The organism is Klenkia soli, assembly GCF_900103975.1.
In the GTDB taxonomy this organism is placed as follows: Bacteria; Actinomycetota; Actinomycetes; order Mycobacteriales; family Geodermatophilaceae; genus Klenkia; species Klenkia soli.
Genome location: NZ_FNIR01000014.1, coordinates 111,809 through 130,706, shown reverse-complemented (window position 1 = coordinate 130,706; position 18,898 = coordinate 111,809). Strand labels below are relative to the sequence as shown.

Sequence of the window (18,898 nt, the reverse complement as noted above, 5' to 3'; positions counted from 1 at the left end):
CATGGACGCCGCCACCCTGCGCGAGATGCAGGCACCGATCAAGCAGAGGTACAAGGACGACCCGGCCGCCGCGCTGGCCCACCTGCACGCCGAGGGCGACTTCCGCGACGAGGGCATCACGGCCACCATCGACACCTGGTCGGGCCCGCAGCGCGCCGGGTTCCACGAGACCACCGGCGGCGACGGCTCCGACGCCTGCTCCGGGGACATGCTGCTGCAGGCCCTGCTGGGCTGCTCCGGGGTCACCCTGCGCAGCGTGGCGACCGCCATGGGCATCGAGATCCGCAGCGCCCAGCTGACCGCCCGCGGCGACATGGACGCCCGCGGCACCCTCGGCGTCTCGCGCGAGGTCCCGGTCGGCATGACCGGCATCGAGGTCGTCATGACCCTGGACACCGACGCGGACGACGACAAGCTGGCCACCCTGGCGAAGCTGACCGAGCGGTACTGCGTGGTCGCCCAGACGCTCAAGGAGCCCCCGACCATGACCATCCGCCGCGCCTGATCCCCGGACGACCGGAGCCCCGCACCTCGAGCTGAGGTGCGGGGCTCCGTCGTGTCCGGGTCGGTCAGTCGAGCGCGAGCTCCACGCAGACCACGCAGGCCGGGGTGCGGCGCTCGTCGGGCCAGATCGCGGCGCCCTCGATCCGGGCCACCTCGCGGCCGCACAGGGCGTAGACGACCTCCGACGGGCCGGGCTCGCACGCGTGCCAGGGCCCGCTGGAGTCGACGATCGGGGTGCCGCTGACGCCGTTCCAGAGCACCTGCACGGCGGCCTGGCCGCACACGAAGGTCTCGTCGCTGAGGACCGAGTGCCGGCCGCGGCGCTGTGTCGAAGTCACGGACGGACCATGGCAGCTCCACACAGCGTCACCGGGCCGACAGACCGCACGGCGCGTAACGACACAGTCACGGTCGGCTGTTCTGCCCCACGACTCCCAACCGCCCCGGCGACTGGTCACCTCGAGCCGATTCGTCCAGCGACATCTGCCCAGTGCGTGCGCGGCTGCCGATGAGTCCTTGGCGGAATGTGTGGTCGGCGGTGGACACGCCGGTCGCCCCATGAACCCCACACGTCACTTCTGGCACACGTGGACCAGCGATTCGGACCCGCAGTAGCGCGGAGGCGTGGTAGTCGGGCAGACTGTCCCGAGCACTCCGCTTCACCCGTTCGAGCTACGCACTGCCATCGCCGAGTCAGGTCCGTTGGGGAAGACGAGACCCGTCTTGATCCGATGGAGGTGCACTGTGCAACGACGGTCTACGCAGGGTGTTGTCTTCGTGCACGCGTGCCCGAAGGCTCTCTGCCAGCACGTCGACTGGGCCCTCGAGCGGGTCATCGGCGGGCCGGTGAGTTTGTCCTGGGCCGAACAGCCCGCGCAGCACGGTGCCTACCGTGCCGAGGTCGCCTGGACCGGTGCCACCGGAACCGGTGCGAAGCTCGTCGCCGCCCTCAAGTCGTGGCCGATGCTGCGCTTCGAGGTGACCGAGGAGCCCAGCCAGGGCAACGACGGCGAGCGCATGGCCTACGTGCCCGGCCAGGGTGTCTTCCGTGCGCCCATGTCGGCCAACGGCGACCTCATGGTCACCGAGCAGCAGCTCCGGCACCTGGCGGCCACCGCCGGTTCCGGCGAGGCCTTCCGGCACGGCGTCAACGAGCTCCTGGGCGCCTCCTGGGACGACGACCTCGAGGTCTACCGGCACGCCGGCGACGGCGCACCCATCAGCTGGCTGCACCAGGTGGTGTAGCGCGTCCGCAGATCGCGCCGGCCCCCTGCCCCGGACCGATGCCGTCTGCGGACGCACCGCGGCCCGGCACCCATCAAGGGTGCCGGGCCGCTGTGCTGCTGCGTCAGAGGGGGATGTTGCCGTGGGCGCCGCGGCCGGCGGGGGCCGCGGCCAGGGCGGCGACCAGGCGCTTGCGGGTCTGCGCGGGCTCGACGACGTCGTCGACGACGCCGATCTCGCGGGCCCGGGCCACGCCGCCGGCGATCCGCTCGTGCTCCTCGGCCAGTTGGGCGTGCAGCGCCTCCCGCTCACCGGGCTGGGCGGCGGCCAGCTTCTTGCGGTGCAGGATGCCGACCGCGGCCTTGGCGCCCATGACCGCCACCTCGGCACCCGGCCAGGCGTAGACCGCCGTGGCACCCAGCGAGCGGGCGTTCATGGCGATGTAGGCCCCGCCGTAGCTCTTGCGGGTCACCAGGGTCACCCGCGGCACCACGGCCTCGGCGAAGGCGTGCAGCAGCTTGGCGCCGCGGCGCACGACGCCGTCCCACTCCTGGCCGACGCCGGGCAGGTAGCCGGGGACGTCGACCAGCACCACCAGCGGGACGCCGAACGCGTCGCACATGCGCACGAAGCGGGCGGCCTTCTCGGCCGAGGGGGAGTCCAGGCAGCCACCCAGGCGCAGCGGGTTGTTGGCCACCACGCCGACCGTGCGGCCGGCCAGCCGGCCCAGGGCGGTGATCACGTTGGGGGCGTACCGGCTCTGCAGCTCCAGCGGCGGGCCGTCCAGGAGCGAGGCGATCATGGGCTTGACGTCGTAGGCGCGCTGCTTGGCCTCGGGCAGCATCGCCGCGAGGTCGGTGTCGGGCTCGCCGTCGGTGGAGGCGAAGGTGCCCTGCGCGGCCAGCAGGTCGACCGCCTGGCGGGCGGTGTCCAGGGCGTCCTGCTCGGTGTCGGTGACGATGTGCACCACGCCCGAGCGGCGGCCGTGGGTGTCGGGCCCACCGAGGGCCTCCATGTCCACCTGCTCGCCGGTGACCGAGCGGACGACGTCCGGGCCGGTGACGAAGACGCGACCCAGCGGCCCCATGACGACCAGGTCGGTCAGCGCCGGCCCGTAGGCGGCCCCACCGGCCGCGGGGCCGAGGACGACGGAGATCTGCGGGATGCGGCCCGAGGCGCGGATCATGCCGGCGAACACCTCGCCCACGGCGTGCAGGGCCGTGACGCCCTCGGCCAGCCGGGCACCGCCGGAGTGCCAGATGCCGACGACCGGCACGTGCTCGCGCAGCGCGGCGTCGATGGCGTCGACGATGTGCCGGCAGCCGTCCACCCCCATCGCCCCGCCCATGATCGTGGCGTCGGTGCAGTAGGCGATGGCGGGGGAGCCCTGCACCTGGCCGCGGGCGGCCAGGGCGCCGGAGGTGTCGCGCGGCATGAGCAGCTGCATCGTGCCCGGGTCGAAGAACCGCGCGAGGCGGTCCTCGGGGTCGCGCGGGTCGGGCTCGACGGAGGTGGGGGCGGGGTGGACGGTGGTCATGCGGGGACCTCCAGGGCCGTTCAGGCGGTGGTGAAGACCAGGGCCATGTTGTGGCCGCCGAACCCGAACGAGTCGTTCAGGGCGGCGGAGAAGGTGGCCGTGCGGGGCGCACCGCGGACGATGTCGAGCTTCTGCACGGCGGCGGCGTCGTCGAGCTGCTCGATGTTCTGGGTGCCCGGGATGACCTGGTCGCGCAGGGCGAGCAGGCAGAAGACGGACTCCAGCGCACCGGCGGCGCCGAGCAGGTGGCCGGTCTGGCTCTTGGTCGCGGTGACGGCGGCGTGGTCGCCGATCGACTCGAGGATCGCGGCGGCCTCGGCGATGTCGCCGACCGGGGTGGAGGTGGCGTGCGCGTTGACGTGCCCGATGTCGGCGGCGGTGAGGCCGGCGTCGCGCAGCGCGGCGCCGATGGCCCGCTGCGCGCCCTCGCCCTCGGGGTGCGGGGCGACCAGGTCGTAGCCGTCGGAGGTGCCGCCGGCGCCGGCCAGCTTGCCGTAGACCTTGGCGCCGCGGGCCTTGGCGGCGTCCTCGCGCTCGAGCACCAGGCAGGCGGCGCCCTCGGCGAGCACGAAGCCGTCGCGGCCGGCGTCGAAGGGCCGGGAGGCGTGCTCGGGGTCGTCGTTGCGGGTGCTCATGGCGCGCATCGAGGCGAACCCGGCCATGGGCAGCGGGTGCACGCAGGCCTCGGTGCCGCCGACCAGCACCACGTCGGCGCGGTCCAGGCGGAGCATGTCCAGGCCCCAGCGGATGGCCTCGGCGCCGGAGGCGCAGGCGCTCACGGGGGCGTGCACGCCGCCGCGGGCGCCGATGGCCAGCCCGACCGCGGCGGCCGGGCCGTTGGGCATGAGCATGGGGATGGTGAAGGGGGAGACCCGCTTGGGGCCCTTCTCCTCGAGCACGTCGTCCTGGCCGAGCAGGGTCAGCGCCCCACCGATGCCGGTGCCGACGACCACGGCGATGCGCAGGGAGTCGTAGCCGGCGTCGCCCGCGCCGGAGTCGGCCCAGGCCTCCTCGGCGGCGACCACGGCGACCTGCTGGCTGCGGTCCAGCCGGCGTGAGCGCACCCGGTCGATCTTCTCTGCGGGCTCCTGCGCGAGCCGGGCCACGAGCTGGGCCGGGAAGGGCTCGACCCACTCGTCGGTGATCCGGGTGACCCCGGACCGGCCGGCCAGCAGGGCGTCCCAGGTGGAGGGGACGTCGGCCCCGAGGGGCGTGGTCGCACCGAGACCGGTGACGACGACGTCGCCGTTGTTGAAGTTCACGTTCTTCCTCCTGGGATCGTGCTGGCCGGGCCGGCCGGGGATCAGGGACGTGCGGTCAGGCTGGGGTCAGTCTTGGTTCTTCTCGATGAACGAGATGGCGTCGCCGACGGTCTTGATGCCGCCGAGCTCGTCGTCGGGGATGGCCACGCCGAACTTGTCCTCGACGGCGGTGGCGATCTCGACCATGGACAGGGAGTCGACGTCCAGGTCCTCGGTGAAGGACTTCTCGGGGGTGGCGTCGGCGGGGGCGACCCCGGCGACCTCCTCCAGGATTTCGGCGAGGCCGGACTGGATCTCGGCGGTGCTGGCCACGAGGGCCTCCTCTTCGTCGTTCGGGTCAGGGGGTTCGTGCAGCCGGACGGCGGGGCCGTCCGGGGTTCAGGGGAGCCGGACGACCTGTCCGGCGAAGGTGAGCCCGGCGCCGTAGCCGAGCAGCAGGGCGAGGTCGCCGCTCTTGGCCTCGCCGCTCTCGAGCAGCGCCGACAGCGCCAGCGGCACCGAGGCCGAGGACGTGTTGCCGGCCTGGGCGACGTCGCGGGCGATCACGGTGGACTCGGGCAGCCCGAGCTTCTTGGCCATCAGCTCGATGATGCGGAGGTTGGCCTGGTGCGGGGCGAAGACGTCGATGTCGTCGGCGGTGACGCCGGCGCGGTCCATGGCCTCCTGCAGGGTGGTGGTCAGCTTGGTGGTGGCCCACCGGTACACCGCCTGCCCGGCCATGGTCAGGTTGCCGGCGTCGGGCTGGCCGGGGGCCGGGATGGCGATGGCGTCGCGCTGGTCGCCGTCCGAACCCCAGACCACCGGGCCGATGCCGGGCTCGTCGCTGGCGCCGATGACCATCGCGCCGGCGCCGTCGGCGAAGATCACCGCGGTCGAGCGGTCGGTCATGTCGACGACGTCGGTCAGCTTCTCGACCCCCACCACCAGCGCGTTGCGCGCCGAGCCGGCGCGGATGGCGTCGGACGCCGCGGCCAGGGCGTAGCAGAACCCGGCGCAGCCGGCGTTGACGTCGAAGCCGCCGGGGCGGGGGATGCCCAGCCGGTGCGCGACCTCGGGGCCGGCGCCGGGGATCTGGGTGGGCAGGCTGCAGCTGGCGACGACCACGAGGTCGACGTCCTCGGGGGAGAGCCCGCTGGCGGCCAGCGCCTTGCCGCCGGCGGCGACGGACATCTCGACGACGGTCTCGTCGGCGTCGGCCCACCGGCGCTCCTGGATGCCGACGCGGGTGCGGATCCACTCGTCGTTGGTGTCCATGGTCTGCGAGAGCTCGTCGTTGGTGACCCGACGGCGGGGTCGGTACTCCCCGACGCCGAGGATCTGCGCGCCGGGTGAACCGGCCGGCAGCTGGATGGTGCTCATGCGTCAGACCTCCGGGTAGAGACGGGCTATCGGGTCACCGGCGTCGACGAGGTCGCCCTCGGCGACCAGCCACTCGGCGAGCAGTCCGGCGTAGCCCGCGGCGACCTCGACGGTCTCGCGGCGGCCCGCGATGGTGGCCAGCGTGGCGCCGGCGGGGAGGGCGGTGCCCTCGGCGACGGCGGCCGGGGAGATGGTGCCGCGGGCGGGGGAGACCACCACGCGCCAGTCGGGGGAGTGCTCGGCCTCGGCCCGGCCGCGCTCGGCGGCGATCAGCTCGGCGGCCCGGTCGAGGTCGGCGGGGCTGGTGATCGCCAGGACCTCGACGTCGTGGGTGCCCTTCCAGTCGCGCTTGGCCAACCCGGCCAGGGCGCCGGCCGGCGGCAGCTCGATGACCGCGGTGACCCCGAGCTCGCGCAGGGTGTCCAGGCAGGCGTCGAAGCGCACCGGGCTGGTGACCTGGCTGACCAGGCGGTTGAGCACGCCGGCGCCGGTCTCGACCGCGGAGCCGTCCTTGTTGGACACCAGCAACCGGGAGGGCTGCGCGGGGCGGATGCCGCCGACCAGGCCCTCGAGCTCGGTGCGGGCCGAGGCCATGTACTCGGTGTGGAAGGCGCCGGCCACCGACAGCGGCATGACCCGGGCCTTCGCGGGGGGTGCGGCCTTCAGCGCGGCCAGGCCCTCGAGCGAGCCGGCGGCGACCACCTGGCCGGCGCCGTTGACGTTGGCCGGGGTCAGCCCGTTCGCCTCGATGGCGGCCAGCACCTCGGCCGGGTCGCCGCCCAGGACGGCGGACATGCCGGTGGGGGTCTGCGCGCAGGCCCGGGCCATGGCCCGGCCGCGGACGGCGGTGAGCGCGATGGCGGCCTCGACCGAGAGCACCCCGGCCAGGACGGCGGCGGTCAGCTCGCCGACGCTGTGGCCGGCGATGACGACGTCGCGGCCGGCCTGAGGCGTGTGCGCCACCGGGCCGGGCAGGCCGCCGAGCTCGCGGGCGACGAACAGCGACATCGCGACGACCAGCGGTTGGGTGACCGCGGTGTCCTTGATCGCCTCCGCGTCGCCGGTCGTGCCGAGGGTCAGGAGGTCGGCGTCGGCGATCGCACCGGCCCAGCGGAAGAAGGACTCGGCGCCGGGGAGCTCCAGCCAGTCGGTGAGCATCCCGGGCTTCTGGGCCCCCTGGCCGGGGGCGAGGACGGCGAGCACGCTGATCACGGTGCCAGTGATCGGTGCCCGGTGGGCCGTCGCGCCCCACGAAGAACACCGGTGAACTTCTGGAGGGTTCCCACAAATCTGTGACCGGTGGTGCGTCCGGTCACAGCTCAGGACCAGAGCGAGCGGCCGCCGTCCAGAGCCGACAAGGCGAGCGCGACCTGGAGGGTCCACGCACCCCGGGGGTCGGTGGCCGACAGACCGGTGAGCTCGGTGGCCCGCTTCAGCCGGTACCGCACGGTGTTGGGGTGCACGAACAACGCCCGGGCGCTGGCCTCGAGGTTGCCCCCGCTGGCCAGCACCGCCCGCACGGTGTCCGGGACGCCGCTCCCGGCGGCCTCGAGGGGCTGGGCCACCCGCTCGGCGAGGGCGGCACGGGCCAGCGGGTCGCCGTCCAGCGCACGCTCGGCCAGCAGTTCGTCGGCGGTCACCGGCCGCGGTGCCCCGGGCCACGCGACGGCGGCCCGCAGGCCGGCCAGCGCGACGGCCGCGGAGTCACCGGCCAGGGCCAGGGAGTCGACCGCCGGGCCGACCACCACGGGCCCGGGACCGAACTCGCGGGCGACCCGCTCGACCACGGGCCCGAGGTCGGGCAACCCGCCGAGCACCACGACCAGCTGGTCGGCGTGCACCCCGACCAGGACCTCGGCGCGCATCGACCTCGCGGCCCGGCGCACCGTGGAGTGCAGGTCGTCGACGTCGGGCACGGTCCGCCCGACCAGCACCAGCACCGGCGCGGTGGTCGCCCAGCCCAGTGCCGCCGTCCGGCCGGGCAGCTCCTCGGAGCGCTCGCCGCGGACGAGGGCGTCGACGACGAGGGCCTCCAGCCGGGCGTCCCAGGCGCCGCGGTTCTCCGCGTAGCTGGCGTAGACGTGGGCCGTGGCGAAGGCGACCTCGCGGCTGTACTGCAGGACGGCCAGCCGCAGCACGTCGGCCTCGGCGGGGCCGACCACCTGGGTCAGCCGGTCCTCGACGACCTCGACGGTCACCTTGATCAGGTCGACGGTCTGCTTGAGCGGGACGGCACGCACGAGGTCGCGCGGGGCCGCGCCGAACACCTCGCCGGTCAGCCGGGGCGGGCGACCGGGGTGCCGGCACCACTCGACGAGGGACGCGATGCCGGCCTGCGCGACCAGCGTCACCCACGAGCGCTGGTCGGCCGGCATCGACCGGAACCAGGGCAGGGAGTCGTCCATGCGGGCCACGGCCTGGGTGGCCAACGAGCCCGATGCGCGCTCCAGTAGCCGGAGCGTCGCCTCGGAGGGGCCCGCCGCGGTCATCGGGTCAGCCTGTCATGGGGCAGGCTGACCCGGTGACGACGGCGCAGCGGGTCCACCCGATCGGGGTCCGGCTGCTGCCCGTGGCCGGCTGCGCGCTGGTCGTCGTCCTGCTCGGGGTGGGGGTGGCGGCCGGGTGGGCGCCCCAGCTGAGGCTGGACGCGACGGTCAGCCAGGCCCTCTACACCGGTGACGACCGGCCCCGGTGGGTGTCGGTGCTGCTCGAGGTGCTCACCGCGCCGGGGCTGTCGGTGACCCGGTTCCTGGTGTTCCTGCCGGTCGTCGTCCTGCTGCTGCGGGCGCGTCGGTGGGCGACGGCGGTCTGGGTGACCGTGTCGGTGGTCGGCGTGGGGGTGGCCACCAGCGCGATCAAGGAGCTGGTCGGGCGGGTGCGGCCGGACTTCGCCGAGGGCGGGGCGCAGTACGGCTCGCTGTCCTTCCCGAGCGGGCACTCCTCGGGCATCGCCTGCCTGGTGACGACGGCCCTCGTGCTGGCCTGGCCGAACCTCTCCCGCACGGCCCGCCGGTGGTGGACGCTGACCGGCGTGGTGGTCGTGGCGGTGGTCGGCACGACCCGGATGCTGCTGGGCGTGCACTACCTCACCGACGTCCTGGCCGGCTGGGCGTTCGGCGTCGGCTGGACGCTGCTCGTCGTCGCGGTGGTCGAGGGGGTGCGGTGGAGGAGGGCCTGATCTCCCGGCACCTGGTCGAGCCCACCGACGGCTCGGCCGGCCCGCTGCTGCGCATCGCCGAGGACCGGCTGATGCCCGGCGCCGGCTACGGCGCGCACCACCACGCCGACGTCGACGTGGTGGCCGTCGTCCTGTCGGGCTCGCTGGCGCACGGCTGGGGTGGTCGGTCGACCCTGCGCCCCGGGGACGTCGGCGTGCTGCGGGCCGGCACCGGGCTGGTGCACGACGAGGTGGCCGGGGCCGACGGCGCGCACGTGCTGCAGACCTACCTGCGCACCCGGACCGCCGGCCAGGAGCCGGGGCACCGGGTGGTCCGCTGGGCCGCCGCCCTCGACCGCGGCTGGGTGGACCTCGGCCGACCCGACGCCCGGCTCTGGCTGGCCCGCGTGCAGGCCGACGACACGGTCGCCGTCCCCCCGGGGCTGCGGGTGGTGGCCACCCGCGACCGGGTCTGGGCCGGTCCGCTGCCCACCCAGGGGGAAGGCCGGGTGACCGGGCCGGCGACGGTGTGCGTCTGGCAGCTCGACCGCGCCCGCCCCCTGTGGGCGGTCGACTGACCGGATCGTGAGCCTTGCTGAAGACTGGGGCCATGACCGACGACACCGCGCTGCTCGCCGCTGCCCGTGCCGACGCCGGGTGGGTGGTGGACCTGCGGCGCCGGCTGCACCGCCGTCCCGAGGTCGGGCTGCAGCTCCCGCAGACGCAGGCGATGGTCCTGGAGGCCCTCGCCGACCTGCCGGTCGAGGTGACCACGGGGCGGACGACGTCCTCGGTGGTCGGCGTGCTGCGCGGCTCCCGGCCCGGCCCGACCTACCTGCTGCGCGGGGACATGGACGCCCTGCCCTTGCAGGAGGACACCGGCCTGGACTTCGCCTCCGAGATCCCCGGCACGATGCACGCCTGCGGGCACGACACCCACGTGGCGATGCTGCTGGGGGCCGCCCGGCTGCTGGCCGACCGCCGCGACGAGCTCGCCGGCCAGGTCGTGTTCATGGTCCAGCCCGGCGAGGAGGGCCACCACGGCGCCCGGTACATGCTCGACGAGGGGCTGCTCCACGTGGTGGCCGGGGCGCCGGTGGCCGGGGCGTTCGCCATCCACATCAGCACCGCGTTCGCGACCGGGACGGTCAACGTGCGGCCCGGCCCGCTCATGGCCGCCGCCGACCACTTCCGGATCACCCTGCACGGCGCCGGCGGGCACGCGTCCACCCCGCACGTGACCGCCGACCCGGTCCCGGTGGCCGCCGAGATCGTGCTGGCCCTGCAGTCGATGGTCACCCGCCGGGTCGACGTGTTCGACCCCGCCGTGGTCACCGTCGGGCACATCAGCGCCGGGACGACGAACAACGTCATCCCCGCGACCGCGTTCATGGAGGGCACCATCCGCACGCTGTCGGCCGAGCGCCGCGCCGACGTCCTGGCCCGGGTGCAGCGGGTGGCCGAGAAGGTCGCCGAGGCCCACGAGCTGGTCGCCGAGTTCGAGCACGTGGAGGGCTACCCGGTGACGGTCAACGACCCGGTGGTCGCCGGCCAGGTGGAGGCGCGGGCGGCTGCGCTGCTGGGTGCCGAGGTGTCGGTGCCCATGGTCGACCCGCTGATGGGCGCCGAGGACTTCTCCTACGTCCTGGAGCGGGTGCCCGGCGCGATGGCCTTCCTGGGCGCCTGCCCGCCGGACCTGGTGCCGGGGGAGTCGCCGGGCAACCACTCGAACCTGGTCGTCTTCGACGAGGCCGCGCTGCCCTCGGGCGTGGCCCTCTACACCCGCATGGCCCTCGCCGCCCTGGCCCCCTGACGAGCCGGCTGGTGCAGCGATGATCAGGGGCCCTGATCGAAGTCCTTCCCCCTCGGCGAGATCTGGTGAAGGGGGATGGACTTTCGTGGAGCAAGACGCGGGTCACGCCGCCGATGAGGACGGCGGAGCGACCCGCGGGGTGATCCGGAGGCCCCCGTTGCGCTGCTCGATCCGGTAACGCCGCGGGCCGGACGGCGGCGGGCTGGCCAGCAGCCGGCGCACCCGGTCGACCTTGCCGGGCAGTGCCTCGAAGAGGTCGGCCGGGGCGAACCGGACACCGCGCAGGTCGAGGTCCACCAGCTCGTCGTGCCGCCGCTTCTCGCGCCACACCGCTTCCCCTGGGGTTCGACCGCGCCAGGGATCCAGCACCTTCGCCTTCCCGTCGGCCTCGCCGAACACGCCCTCGTCGTCCCACACCCAGTCGAGGACGGCGACGAGCCTGGTCCCCACGTACACCGCTGCCTGCAGCAGCGGTTCGGGCAGGCCGGCGCCGACCAGGGCGAGCCGGCTCCTGGTCTCGTGCGGCGAGTGCGCGCCCACCCGAGCCAGCTGCACTGCCGACGACGCCCGCCCGATGCCCGGCCAGTGCGTGTGGCGCAGGATCGTCTCGGTCAGCACCTCTGGCGTCACCCGCCCGTCGGCGAGCGCGTCGTCCATGGCCACCACGGCATCCACGACGTCCCACTCCCGCGCGACGTCGACCAGCGTCCGGGCGAGGGACGTGACCGGCAGCCCGTCCACCACGGTGACGTCGGCGTCGGTGAGGCCGGCCTCGTGGACCGTGTAGCCGCGCCCCGCCCGGAACCTGTCGGCATCGGTCAGCTGGACGTCGTCGGGGACACGGGCCGGCAGGACGAGCTGGTGCAGCCGGGCGGCCGACGCGTGGCTGAGCACGGCCTGGCCGTCCAGGCGGACCAGCACGGCGGCGGACGCCAGCAGATGTGTCCGACCGCTGGCCTCGTGCTCGCGCCACGTGGCCCCGGTGGTGTACACGCCGTGACGGATGCGCCACCACTCGCCGGATCGGAGCAGCGGCGCCACGTCGTTGCGGCCCACCCCCGCCCGGCGGGCATCGGCGGCGGTGAAGACCTGGCCGTGGCCATCCATGGCGGCGCGGATGACGGGGTGCACGAGGGCATGGTGTGGCCCGAGCGCGGTCGGCCGGGAGGCCTTCGGCGGATCTGTGGACGACGACCGACGCTGTGGACGGCGGGTCCTCCTGCACGGAAGTCCGTCCCCCTCCACCAGATCTGGTGGAGGGGGACGGACTGTCGTGCACCCCCCTGATCAACGCTGCGAGGGGCCGGGCGCAGGGTCAGGTGGCGGGGGTGTCCTGGGTCAGGTCCACCGGCGCCTTGCTGGCGTCGGTGGTCTGGTACTTCTCCACCGCCGCGGCCACGACCGAGCGCTCGATCTGGCCCTTCTTGGCCAGCTCGCCCAGCACACGGACGACGATCGACTCGGCGTCCACCCGGAAGTGCCGGCGCAGGGCCGGGCGGGTGTCGGAGAGGCCGAAGCCGTCGGTGCCCAGCGACACCAGGCCCGGGACGTAGGGGGCCAGCAGGTCGGGCACCGCCCGCATCCAGTCCGACACCGCGACCAGTGGGCCCTCGGCGTCGGCGAGGGTGCGGGTCACGTAGGGCACCCGCGGCTCCTCGGCCGGGTGGTCCAGGTTCCACCGGTCGGTCTCGACGGCCTCGCGGCGCAGCTCGGTCCAGGACGTGACCGACCAGATGTCGGCCGAGACGCCCCAGTCCTGGGCCAGCAGCTCCTGGGCCCGCAGCGCCCACGGGACGCCGACGCCGGAGGCCAGGATCTGCGCCTTCTTCGCGTCGTCGATCCACGGGCCCTGGTTGAGCCGGTAGATGCCGGCCAGCAGGCCCGCGGTGTCCAGGCCCTCGGGCTCGGCCGGCTGCTGGTAGGCCTCGTTGTAGACCGTCAGGTAGTAGAAGACGTCGGCGCTGCGCTCACCGCCCAGCGGGGCACCCGGGTCCTCGCCGTACATGCGGGCCAGGGCGTCCTTGACGATGTGCCCCAGCTCGTAGCTGAACGCCGGGTCGTAGGACACGACCGCCGGGTTGGTCGCGGCCAGCAGCAGGGAGTGGCCGTCCTCGTGCTGCAGGCCCTCGCCGTTGAGCGTCGTCCGGCCGGCGGTGGCACCGAGGGCGAACCCGCGGGTCATCTGGTCGGCGGCGGCCCAGAAGGCGTCACCGGTCCGCTGGAACCCGAACATCGAGTAGAAGATGTAGATCGGGATCATCGGCTCGCCGTGCGTGGAGTACGACGACCCCACGGCGGTGAACGACGCCGTGGACCCGGCCTCGTTGATGCCCTCGTGCAGGATCGTGCCGGTCGTCGACTCCTTGTAGGCCAGCATCAGCTCGCGGTCGACCGCGGTGTAGGTCTGGCCGTGCGGGGAGTAGATCTTCGACGTCGGGAACAGCGAGTCCATGCCGAAGGTGCGGGCCTCGTCGGGGATGACCGGCACGAAGCGCGGGCCGAGCTCCTTGTCCTTGAGGAACTCCTTGAGCAGCCGGACGAACGCCATGGTGGTGGCGACCTCCTGCTTGCCCGAGCCGCGCTTGAGCACCTCGAACGCCTTCTCCTCGGGCGCCTTCAGCGGCTTGGCCGCCACGTGCCGCCGGGGTACCGCACCGCCCAGGGCCTGACGCCGCTCGAGCATGTACTTCATCTCGTCGGAGTCGGGGTCGGGCTTGTAGTACGGCGGGAGGTACTTGTCCTCCAGCGCGGAGTCGGGGATGTCCAGGTAGAGCCGGTCGCGGAAGTTCGCGAGGTCCTCGGCGGTCAGCTTCTTCATCTGGTGCGTGGAGTTGCGGCCCTCGAAGTGCGAGCCCAGGGTCCAGCCCTTGATGGTCTTGGCCAGGATGACGGTCGGCTGGCCCTTGTGGTCCATCGCGGCCTTGTAGGCGGCGTAGACCTTGCGGTAGTCGTGACCACCGCGCTGCAGGGCCCAGACCTCGTCGTCGGTCATGCCCTCGACCAGCTTGCGGGTGCGGGGGTCACGGCCGAAGAAGTGCTCGCGGACGTAGGCGCCGTCCTCGGCCTTGTAGGTCTGGTAGTCGCCGTCCGGCGTGGTGTTCATCAGGTTGACCAGGGCGCCGTCGCGGTCGGCGGCCAGCAGCTTGTCCCAGCCGCGGCCCCAGACGACCTTGATGACGTTCCAGCCGGCACCGCGGAAGAAGCTCTCGAGCTCCTGGATGACCTTGCCGTTGCCGCGCACCGGGCCGTCGAGGCGCTGCAGGTTGCAGTTGACGACGAACGTGAGGTTGTCCAGCTCCTCGCGGGCGGCCAGGCCGATCGCGCCGAGGGACTCGGGCTCGTCCATCTCGCCGTCGCCGAGGAAGGCCCAGACGTGCTGGTCGGAGGTGTCCTTGATGCCGCGGTCGTGCAGGTAGCGGTTGAACCGGGCCTGGTAGATCGCGTTGATCGGGCCCAGGCCCATCGACACGGTCGGGAACTCCCAGAAGTCCGACATCAGCCGGGGGTGCGGGTAGGACGACAGGCCGCCACCGGGGTGGCTGACCTCCTGGCGGAAGCCGTCCATCTGGTGCTCGGTCAGCCGGCCCTCGAGGAAGGCGCGGGCGTAGATGCCGGGGGAGGCGTGGCCCTGGAACCAGATCTGGTCGCCGCCGCCGGGGTGGTCCTTGCCGCGGAAGAAGTGGTTGAAGCCGACCTCGTACAGCGACGCGGACGACGCGTAGGACGAGATGTGGCCGCCGACGCCGACGCCGGGCCGCTGCGCACGGTGCACCATGATCGCGGCGTTCCAGCGGATGTAGGCGCGGATGCGCCGCTCGACGTGCTCGTCGCCGGGGAACCACGGCTCGCGCTCGGGCGCGATGGTGTTGATGTAGTCGGTGCTGCGCAGGGCGGGGACGCCGACCTGCTGCTCACGACTGCGCTCCAGCATGCGGAGCATGAGGTAGCGGGCCCGACCCTTGCCGGCGTGGTCGACGACGGCGTCGAAGGACTCCAGCCACTCACCGGTCTCGTCGGGGTCGTTGTCGATCAACTGGCTCGGCAGGCCGTCGGTGATGACCGCGCGGGGGGTGCCGGACTCTCGGGCGGGGTCTCCGTCCGACTGCTGCGAAGCGCTCATGCGCACATCGTCTCCTGCCGCCCCCGCCGACGTCACGCCGCCTCGCGTTCCGGACCCCGACGAGGCCGGTCGGGACACGTTCCGGGCACGGATCGGACCGGTCGGCTACCGCTCGGGCCGCGCGTCGGACACACTGACGCACCGACCCGGGTGCGCCGCGGCACAGCGGACACCGACAACGGGATCACCTAGGACATGGAGGACGAGCGGGGATGAGCGTCGACTCGGGCAGCGCCAGCATGGCGGCCCGGCTGGGGATCAAGCCGGGCATGGTCGTGCAGGAGCTCGGCTGGGACGAGGACGCCGACGAGGACCTCCGCGACTCCGTCGTCGAGCTCTCCGGCGGCGAGATGGTGGACGAGGACTCCGACGAGGTCGCCGACGTCGTCCTGCTGTGGTGGCGCGAGGAGGACGGCGACCTGATCGACGCCCTCGTCGACTCCCTCGCCGCCCTGGCCGACGACGGCGTCGTCTGGCTGCTCACGCCGAAGTCCGGTCGCCCCGGCCACGTCGAGCCCGGCGAGGTCACCGAGGCCGCGCCGACCGCCGGCCTGCAGCAGACCAGCAGCATCTCCGCGGCCAAGGAGTGGGCCGGCATCCGGCTGGTCACCCCCAAGGCGGCCCGCTCCAAGCGGTGACGGCACGATTCATCCATGACTCTCTCCGTGGGTGACACCGCGCCCGACTTCACGCTGAACGACTCCGACCGGCAGCCCTGGGCGCTGTCCGAGCACCGCGGCTCGCCGGTGCTGGTGGTCTTCTACCCGTTCGCCTACTCCGGCATCTGCACCGGTGAGCTGTGCCAGCTGCGCGACGAGCTGGCCACCTACACCGACGCCGGTGTGCAGGTCGTGGCGGTCTCCTGCGACCCGGCGCCCGCGCTCAAGGCGTGGAAGGCCGAGCAGGGCTTCGACTTCCCCCTGCTCAGCGACTTCTGGCCGCACGGCGAGGTGGCGAAGGCCTACGGCGCGTTCTTCGAGACCGCCGGCATGGCCAACCGCGGCACCTTCCTGGTCGACGCCGAGGGCAAGGTCGCCTTCGCCGAGGTCAACGGCCCCGGCGACGCCCGCGCGCAGACCGGCTGGAAGGACGCCGTCGCCGCACTGGCGGCCTGAACCCGGCTCGCCCCACTACGGTGGGGCGGCTCCCGGGCGCGTAGCTCAGCGGTAGAGCTCTCGCCTTACAAGCGAGCGGTCGCAGGTTCGAACCCTGCCGCGCCCACCGGATCCCGCACCGTACGGCTATAGAATCTGCGCCCCAGAAGCATGCGCGGCTGCCGAACGTGCAGCTGGGATTTTGGCTTTCATGCACCTTAGATGAGATGCCACGGCCCGCAGGTCTACATCGTCGTCCCAGAATGACATCACGTCGGACGACGCATTCCACAGCCCGTAGATGCGGTTTCGGTCGGGCAGCGCATCCACCTGATCTACTCCTGGGTCATCGACGATGAGGTAGGACAAATGGATACGGCCATGGTCCGAGTCGTTTCTCAGCCGAGCTGCTTCGTCCTTGAAGTGCTTGAAGATTCGCTCGTCTTGGTGCTCAAAGCTATTTCGGACGTCTCGAACACCTGTGGGTTCTTCGTCCGGTTCTTCGAGGAGTGATCGCAGCTCGGCTCTCTCGGTCGAATACTTCGATTTGTTCCACGATAGTTTGTAGGCGTTTGCGGCCGCATTTAACATTGAGATGTTCGACGCCCACACCTCGGTCTGAATCGCCGATACGTTCAATTCGGTGCGCAGCTCATCGAGCCTGATCGCGCGGTCGCCTTCATCCGATATTGGCGCAGTCTTGGAATGAGCTGTGTCCATGGCATCCACCAGTCGCCGGTAAGCGTCGTCCCGATGCTGGTGGTTGGTCTCGAATGCTGAGCACTGGGCATCGAGTGTCCCTAGAAGGACGGTCATCTCGTACAAGTCCATGACCTGAGCCTGCACGACCGACTACTACGAAGTCATCCCCGGATGCCTGGGGCTCTTTGGCGGACGAGGCGCCGCGCAGCGTCGACCTCACGGGCCACCGGGGCGAGCACGCCCTCGGCGTGGATCTCGGTGTCGTCGGGGGTGCGGTGCAGGCGGAGGTCGTGGTCCAGCCCGCGGATCGAGCGGCGCAGCACCTCCACCTGGCCGCGCGGCGGGATCTCCTCGCCGGCCCGCATCGCGATCACCGCCTCGGTGACGGCGTCCGACGTCCGCTCCAGCTGGATGATCACCGGGTACCAGGCCGCGGCCCGGGTGCTGATCGGCGGCGGCTCGGCCAGCCGTCTCTGCAGCTGGGTCTGCAGCTCGGTCAGCGCCCGGTAGCTGGTGCGCCGGGCCCGTCGGGTCTCCTCCGGCGTCCCCGTGAACGCGGCGTCGACGAACCGGTCCAGCGCGGTCGCGGCCCCGCGCAGCGCGTCGTCCAGCGGGGCCCGCCAGGTCTGGGGCCACAGCAGGTAGCCGAAGACCAGCACGATCGCGCAGCCGATCAGGGTGTCGACCAGGCGAGGGCCCACCAGGTCCGACGGCGAGGGCGCGGCGAGGTCCAGCAGCATGATCACCAGCGGGGTCTGGAAGACCGAGAACAGCCCGAAGTTGGCGTTGCGCGCCCAGGGCATCACCGCCGCGAACAGCGCCATCGCCACCAGCACGAGCGCGCCCTTCGGCAGCACGGCCAGCAGCGCCGAGCCCAGCAGCACGCCCAGCAGGGTCCCGGCGCCGCGCTGCACCGCGCGGGAGAACACCGACCCGAAGTCGGGCTTGAGCACCACGGCGACCGTCAGCAGCACCCAGTAGGGCCGCTCGATCGGCAGCCGCTGCCGCGCGACCTCGGCGATCACCATGCACAGGGTCAGCCGGACGACGAAGGCCCGGGAATCGGCGTTGCCCGTCGTCCGGTCCAGCAGGTCGCGCACCCGCAGCCGCCACGGCAGGGCCTCGCGGACGACGGCGGCCGAGGCCCGTTCCTCCGGGTCGCCGACCACGTTCCACACCAGCCGGACGCCGTGCCGCACCGCCCGGCGCGTCGGGGGACCGTCGGCCAGCGCCACGGGTCGGTCGCCGACCAGCGGACGGCGGCTGACCACCGCGGCACCCAGGGCGTGGGCCGCGGTCACGTCGACCGGGTCGGCGGTGACCCCGGCCCGCGCGGTGGCCACGGCGCCCTCGACCAGGGGGGCCGTGGCGTTCAGCAGGCCGGCCAGCTCGGCGAGCTCGGCGCTGCGCCCGGAGGACGTGCTGCGGCTGTGGATCACCCGGTCGTAGCCGGTGTTCAGCGCGGCGGTCAACGCCCGGCGTGCGTCGTCCGTGCGCGGCGTGCCGACCGCGGCGAGCAGGTCGCCGATGGCGGTGAAGACCGCACCGACCGAGGAACGGTCCGGGTCGGCGGTCTCGGTGCCCGCCTGGACCAGCACGGGCAGGACCGCCCAGAGCGCCCCGGCCAGGAAGAACCCGATCTCGGCCGGCAGCGGCAGGGTGGTCTGCAGGCCCGACGACAGCGCCGCGTACACCAGCAGCTGCAGGGCACCGAGCGAGAGGGCGGCGTCGATCGAGCTGATCAATGCAGCCAGGGCCGAGAGCAGACCGATCACCAGCACCGGTTGCCAGCCCGCACCGGAGGCCGCCTCGCCGGCCACCAGGCCCACGGCGCCGAACCCGCCCGCGGCCACGACCCGGCGCAACCGGGTGCGCAACGGCCCGCCCTGCGGGGCCAGCGTCACGGCCAGCGCCCCGGTCGTGCCGAACACCCCGGCGCCCAGGGCGGTCGGCTCGTCGAGGCGACCCAGCAGGGCCACGAGGACCAGTGGTCCGGTGATGCCGACGGCGAACCGGACGACGTCGGACCACGGGACGGCGGGGCGCCCGGTGCGGACCAGCTCCTCCAGCCAGGCCGGCGCCCGCAACCCCCTGTCCGCCACGTCCAGCAGCTTCCCACCCGGGTT

18 protein-coding genes and 1 tRNA gene are annotated in these 18,898 nt (G+C 73.1%); 8 read left to right on the top strand and 11 right to left on the bottom strand.

Annotated elements, in window-relative coordinates:
* Nucleotide 1: 1 nt before the first annotated feature.
* Nucleotides 2-505, top strand: coding sequence for an OsmC family protein (locus BLS67_RS20175; RefSeq protein ID WP_091249089.1), 504 nt, complete (start codon nucleotides 2-4; stop codon nucleotides 503-505).
* A gap of 64 nt (nucleotides 506-569) precedes the next feature.
* On the opposite strand, the gene BLS67_RS20170 is transcribed toward BLS67_RS20175, so the two are convergent.
* Complete coding sequence (locus tag BLS67_RS20170; RefSeq protein WP_131801802.1) at nucleotides 570-842, bottom strand: hypothetical protein; 273 nt, start codon at nucleotides 840-842, stop codon at nucleotides 570-572.
* Nucleotides 843-1,281: 439 nt separating this feature from the next.
* On the opposite strand from BLS67_RS20170, the gene BLS67_RS20165 reads away from it, so the two are divergent.
* Nucleotides 1,282-1,749: a DUF3145 domain-containing protein gene (locus BLS67_RS20165; RefSeq protein ID WP_242654230.1), complete on the top strand. Its 468-nt coding sequence runs from the start codon at nucleotides 1,282-1,284 to the stop codon at nucleotides 1,747-1,749.
* Nucleotides 1,750-1,852: 103 nt separating this feature from the next.
* Here BLS67_RS20165 and BLS67_RS20160 read toward each other — a convergent pair whose 3' ends face one another.
* The 6 genes from BLS67_RS20160 to BLS67_RS20135 form a co-directional block, all read right to left on the bottom strand.
* Complete coding sequence (locus tag BLS67_RS20160) at nucleotides 1,853-3,265, bottom strand: acyl-CoA carboxylase subunit beta (RefSeq protein ID WP_091248984.1); 1,413 nt, start codon at nucleotides 3,263-3,265, stop codon at nucleotides 1,853-1,855.
* Between the two features lie 20 nt (nucleotides 3,266-3,285).
* Entirely contained in the window at nucleotides 3,286-4,527 is a 1,242-nt protein-coding gene (locus tag BLS67_RS20155) for a beta-ketoacyl-[acyl-carrier-protein] synthase family protein (RefSeq protein WP_091248980.1), read from the bottom strand.
* Nucleotides 4,528-4,593: 66 nt separating this feature from the next.
* Complete coding sequence (locus tag BLS67_RS20150) at nucleotides 4,594-4,839, bottom strand: acyl carrier protein (protein WP_091248977.1); 246 nt, start codon at nucleotides 4,837-4,839, stop codon at nucleotides 4,594-4,596.
* Nucleotides 4,840-4,905: 66 nt separating this feature from the next.
* Nucleotides 4,906-5,886 (bottom strand): beta-ketoacyl-ACP synthase III, encoded by a 981-nt coding sequence (locus tag BLS67_RS20145; RefSeq protein WP_091248973.1) that lies wholly within the window; start codon nucleotides 5,884-5,886, stop codon nucleotides 4,906-4,908.
* Between the two features lie 3 nt (nucleotides 5,887-5,889).
* Complete coding sequence (locus tag BLS67_RS20140) at nucleotides 5,890-7,089, bottom strand: acyltransferase domain-containing protein (protein ID WP_091249086.1); 1,200 nt, start codon at nucleotides 7,087-7,089, stop codon at nucleotides 5,890-5,892.
* A gap of 116 nt (nucleotides 7,090-7,205) precedes the next feature.
* Nucleotides 7,206-8,375, bottom strand: coding sequence for a PucR family transcriptional regulator (locus tag BLS67_RS20135; RefSeq protein WP_091248970.1), 1,170 nt, complete (start codon nucleotides 8,373-8,375; stop codon nucleotides 7,206-7,208).
* A 32-nt stretch (nucleotides 8,376-8,407) separates the two neighbouring features.
* On the opposite strand from BLS67_RS20135, the gene BLS67_RS20130 reads away from it, so the two are divergent.
* From BLS67_RS20130 to BLS67_RS20120, 3 genes are read left to right on the top strand one after another with little or no spacing between them, the layout of a single operon-like run.
* Complete coding sequence (locus tag BLS67_RS20130; RefSeq protein WP_242654229.1) at nucleotides 8,408-9,064, top strand: phosphatase PAP2 family protein; 657 nt, start codon at nucleotides 8,408-8,410, stop codon at nucleotides 9,062-9,064.
* On the top strand, nucleotides 9,049-9,621 hold the full coding sequence (locus BLS67_RS20125; protein WP_242654228.1) for a pirin family protein: 573 nt from the start codon (nucleotides 9,049-9,051) through the stop codon (nucleotides 9,619-9,621). Before BLS67_RS20130 ends, BLS67_RS20125 begins: the two co-directional genes overlap by 16 nt.
* A gap of 32 nt (nucleotides 9,622-9,653) precedes the next feature.
* Nucleotides 9,654-10,856, top strand: coding sequence for a M20 metallopeptidase family protein (locus BLS67_RS20120; protein WP_091248965.1), 1,203 nt, complete (start codon nucleotides 9,654-9,656; stop codon nucleotides 10,854-10,856).
* Nucleotides 10,857-10,958: 102 nt separating this feature from the next.
* On the opposite strand, the gene BLS67_RS20115 is transcribed toward BLS67_RS20120, so the two are convergent.
* Together BLS67_RS20115 and aceE are read right to left on the bottom strand one after the other, a co-directional pair.
* Nucleotides 10,959-11,987, bottom strand: coding sequence for a type IV toxin-antitoxin system AbiEi family antitoxin domain-containing protein (locus BLS67_RS20115; protein ID WP_091248963.1), 1,029 nt, complete (start codon nucleotides 11,985-11,987; stop codon nucleotides 10,959-10,961).
* Nucleotides 11,988-12,171: 184 nt separating this feature from the next.
* Nucleotides 12,172-14,976 carry a pyruvate dehydrogenase (acetyl-transferring), homodimeric type gene (gene aceE, locus BLS67_RS20110; RefSeq protein ID WP_091249080.1) on the bottom strand — a complete coding sequence of 935 codons (2,805 nt, stop codon included), beginning with the start codon at nucleotides 14,974-14,976 and terminating at the stop codon, nucleotides 12,172-12,174.
* Nucleotides 14,977-15,188: 212 nt separating this feature from the next.
* Between aceE and BLS67_RS20105 the strand changes: the two genes are divergently transcribed.
* The 3 genes from BLS67_RS20105 to BLS67_RS20095 all read left to right on the top strand — a co-directional run bounded on the left by BLS67_RS20105 (nucleotide 15,189) and on the right by BLS67_RS20095 (nucleotide 16,197).
* Nucleotides 15,189-15,614 carry a DUF3052 domain-containing protein gene (locus tag BLS67_RS20105; protein WP_091248960.1) on the top strand — a complete coding sequence of 142 codons (426 nt, stop codon included), beginning with the start codon at nucleotides 15,189-15,191 and terminating at the stop codon, nucleotides 15,612-15,614.
* Between the two features lie 15 nt (nucleotides 15,615-15,629).
* Nucleotides 15,630-16,091, top strand: a complete 462-nt coding sequence (locus BLS67_RS20100) for a peroxiredoxin (RefSeq protein ID WP_091248957.1) — start codon at nucleotides 15,630-15,632, stop codon at nucleotides 16,089-16,091.
* 34 nt (nucleotides 16,092-16,125) lie between these two features.
* A tRNA-Val gene (locus BLS67_RS20095) sits at nucleotides 16,126-16,197 on the top strand.
* 20 nt (nucleotides 16,198-16,217) lie between these two features.
* Here BLS67_RS20095 and BLS67_RS23535 read toward each other — a convergent pair.
* Together BLS67_RS23535 and BLS67_RS20090 are read right to left on the bottom strand one after the other, a co-directional pair.
* Nucleotides 16,218-16,901: a hypothetical protein gene (locus tag BLS67_RS23535; RefSeq protein ID WP_131801801.1), complete on the bottom strand. Its 684-nt coding sequence runs from the start codon at nucleotides 16,899-16,901 to the stop codon at nucleotides 16,218-16,220.
* A gap of 32 nt (nucleotides 16,902-16,933) precedes the next feature.
* Nucleotides 16,934-18,874: an FUSC family protein gene (locus BLS67_RS20090; RefSeq protein WP_091249076.1), complete on the bottom strand. Its 1,941-nt coding sequence runs from the start codon at nucleotides 18,872-18,874 to the stop codon at nucleotides 16,934-16,936.
* Nucleotides 18,875-18,898: the final 24 nt, after the last annotated feature.

What these genes read in the sequence shown, in the direction of transcription:
- BLS67_RS20120 (WP_091248965.1), top strand. Translation starts at nt 9,654, where the DNA reads ATGACCGACGACACCGCGCTGCTCGCCGCTGCCCGTGCCGACGCCGGG.
- aceE (WP_091249080.1), bottom strand. Translation starts at nt 14,976, where the DNA reads ATGAGCGCTTCGCAGCAGTCGGACGGAGACCCCGCCCGAGAGTCCGGC.
- BLS67_RS23535 (WP_131801801.1), bottom strand. Translation starts at nt 16,901, where the DNA reads ATGGACTTGTACGAGATGACCGTCCTTCTAGGGACACTCGATGCCCAG.
- BLS67_RS20135 (WP_091248970.1), bottom strand. Translation starts at nt 8,375, where the DNA reads ATGACCGCGGCGGGCCCCTCCGAGGCGACGCTCCGGCTACTGGAGCGC.
- BLS67_RS20175 (WP_091249089.1), top strand. Translation starts at nt 2, where the DNA reads ATGGACGCCGCCACCCTGCGCGAGATGCAGGCACCGATCAAGCAGAGG.
- BLS67_RS20160 (WP_091248984.1), bottom strand. Translation starts at nt 3,265, where the DNA reads ATGACCACCGTCCACCCCGCCCCCACCTCCGTCGAGCCCGACCCGCGC.
- BLS67_RS20145 (WP_091248973.1), bottom strand. Translation starts at nt 5,886, where the DNA reads ATGAGCACCATCCAGCTGCCGGCCGGTTCACCCGGCGCGCAGATCCTC.
- BLS67_RS20100 (WP_091248957.1), top strand. Translation starts at nt 15,630, where the DNA reads ATGACTCTCTCCGTGGGTGACACCGCGCCCGACTTCACGCTGAACGAC.
- BLS67_RS20105 (WP_091248960.1), top strand. Translation starts at nt 15,189, where the DNA reads ATGAGCGTCGACTCGGGCAGCGCCAGCATGGCGGCCCGGCTGGGGATC.